At 48.0% G+C, this 2,318-nt stretch carries 4 protein-coding genes and 1 tRNA gene; all 5 read right to left on the bottom strand.

Translation table 11 applies throughout. The features are described from left to right. Positions 1 to 271 precede the first annotated feature (271 nt). Entirely contained in the window at positions 272 to 412 is a 141-nt protein-coding gene (locus V7Z60_RS09850; RefSeq protein ID WP_334117635.1) for a hypothetical protein, read from the bottom strand. A gap of 364 nt (positions 413 to 776) precedes the next feature. Further along, positions 777 to 849 (bottom strand) — tRNA-Ile (locus V7Z60_RS09845). Positions 850 to 890: 41 nt separating this feature from the next. After that, positions 891 to 1,346: a DUF1064 domain-containing protein gene (locus V7Z60_RS09840; protein WP_334117634.1), complete on the bottom strand. Its 456-nt coding sequence runs from the start codon at positions 1,344 to 1,346 to the stop codon at positions 891 to 893. Positions 1,347 to 1,372: 26 nt separating this feature from the next. After that, positions 1,373 to 1,870, bottom strand: a complete 498-nt coding sequence (locus V7Z60_RS09835; RefSeq protein WP_334117633.1) for a hypothetical protein — start codon at positions 1,868 to 1,870, stop codon at positions 1,373 to 1,375. A gap of 24 nt (positions 1,871 to 1,894) precedes the next feature. Then, positions 1,895 to 2,318: DnaD domain-containing protein (locus tag V7Z60_RS09830; protein WP_334117632.1), on the bottom strand; the 424-nt coding region annotated here is incomplete at its 5' end.

Raw genomic sequence — 2,318 nt, 5'->3', positions numbered from 1 at the left:
AGCCTTCTGATCATTTGAGTGTAAGTACAGGAATTCGACTTCATCAAATTCACCTGTTTTGTCGTTGTAAATCATCAGCTGATTTTCCGACAATTCAATTCTCCACTTTGTCATTCATTCAAACCCCCTTCCCATAAATGCGTGTATTTTCTTCTCTGAGCCGTTTTGTGCTCTTTATGTCTTATTACCCGTTCATCGTCTGAACTCTTCTCTATGGCTTTCCTGTGAGCCACAATGATATCTCTGTTCAAACGTACAAGTAAATCGTGCTCTAACTTGGAGCTGGTGAGTCCGTAATCTTTCGTGATGCGCATTCAAGCGCCTCCTTTTCGGCTGCTTCAGGGCTGTTGGCTCTGATCAGCTTATTCGTAATCGTCCCGTCAATCTTGACAGTCACTAGATACCATTTCATTTTTCTTCTCCCTTCTTGCAATTTATGCGCCAGTGGCGGACTCGAACCGCCTGCTCTGTGAGGACCGTTTCTGGCACGCCTGAGCTTATAATTATCCGTACATGTCTCTATCTTTTACTTCTTCAAGGAGGCTCGCCCACCCTTGCTGGGCGAAGTTAGCCGGTTCCGTCGGCTGCCGCTCAGTAGCAGCCCCGGCTATGCACGCGTTGCAATTCGATTGCCGACCATGATGTCCGCGTGCTGTCTATGACCCGATTTGCGCTACACTTCAGGATTTTCAATTGTGAGTATCTAACCCCGTCAATGCTTGCGTTCTCAAATCATAAAACTAATATCGTTTTCGCCCCGGAGCATGTAGGGGCGATGGACCCTGCAGGGCTCGAACCTGCGACCGGACGGTTATGGGCCGTCTGCTCTGCCAACTGAGCTAAGGGTCCGTGCCCATGGCAAATGCAGTGTTTGGTTTGCCATGGTGTGATTATCTGACAATGTCCTGCCAGTCATAGTTGATGTCAGTCCTCGGCACCGGTCTGATTTTCTTCGTGGTGCCCAGAATTGCAACATTGAAGTAGTTCTTACGCATGACGACCACTTCAACCGGAACACCGTACTTTCTCGCAAACAACGAGAACTTGAGCTTGGACTTTGGATCTATGGCATACTCGGTATATCCGTTCTTGACGTCATATACATGCTTGATTGAGCCGTCCTTGTCATACACCACGAAATCGCTCTTATATACCGTCTGACGAAGCTTGACTAATTCCAGGGGAAATGTCTCAAGCAACGTAAATCGTTCCTGTGTGGTAAACTGGTAGCCACTCGGCTTAATATACAGCTGGTAGAAGCTTGCTTCCTTCATCGAATCAAATTTAAGACCATCGATAACAATCTTTTTCCCGAAATGTGAAGCCGCATGAGGTGTATTCCGCACAGAATCACTTCCTTCCTAAATCAAAATCAATCTCCTCTATTTTGGTGATTTACGGTATACATATAGCGGTTCACAGCCGACATAATCGTGAGACTTCTTCGCCAGAGACTATACACGTCGCTCATACCGGCTTCTATATCAAATTCTTTTGAAAAGACATTCCTTTGAACGACAGCGTCCAGCTTGTGGCGCAAATCATCAATGTCATCATCGATGCAGGCGAGATCAGCAATCCATGGGCCGGCAAACTCATACCTCATGTCACTCAAATAGTTCTCATCCGGAACATCGATGCGTTCTCCCTTATCCGTGATGATTGCTGAAACATCGTGAAGGTCGGCAAGATCCTTCAACATGAGCACGGCTTCGGAATCGTCCTCAAGCGTGGTGCAGTGCTTCACTTTGTACATTGGGCTGTCTTTGCCCATTACTACACTGTCTCCAGACCACAGCGTCCACGGCGGCGCAACCGCTATAATTCCCGGCTTGCAGTCAAGCAATGCGTAATCAAATTTCATTTTCATTGATTCTCCCTTTCCTTAATTCACTCATACCTTCATCCCCATTTCCTGCTTAAGACGGTCAATTTCGGCCAGCTCCTTCTCCATGTCAACGCCTGAATTCTGTGCCTTGGCAAGTCGGTCAAATTCTTCGATGTTGTGCTTTACATCTGCCCCGACTGCACGTGGTTCCCTCTGCCGGCCTTGTCTGTCGGAACGGCCACGGTTCCTGTGTTCCGTTTCCAGAGCCTCGGCATCGGCTAGTGTATGCGCCTTGCCTTCCCACTGCCTCAGGACGCCGCAGACGAATTTCCAATTGCGGGCATTCTTTTCCAGGGCAATCTTCATTGCCTTGATGATGATCAGGGCGGGCTCTTCCGATTGACTGTCCCACTCGTCATACGTCTGCCGCAGTTCGTCGGCCATGTAGCTGTTAATCATTCCAAAATTCGACTGGTAGAAATCAACGATT

Source organism: Ligilactobacillus sp. (genome assembly GCF_036846325.1).
Classification (GTDB): Bacteria; Bacillota; Bacilli; order Lactobacillales; family Lactobacillaceae; genus Ligilactobacillus.
The sequence above is the reverse complement of the archived record's forward strand: the minus strand, read 5'-3'. Positions and strand labels throughout refer to the sequence as shown.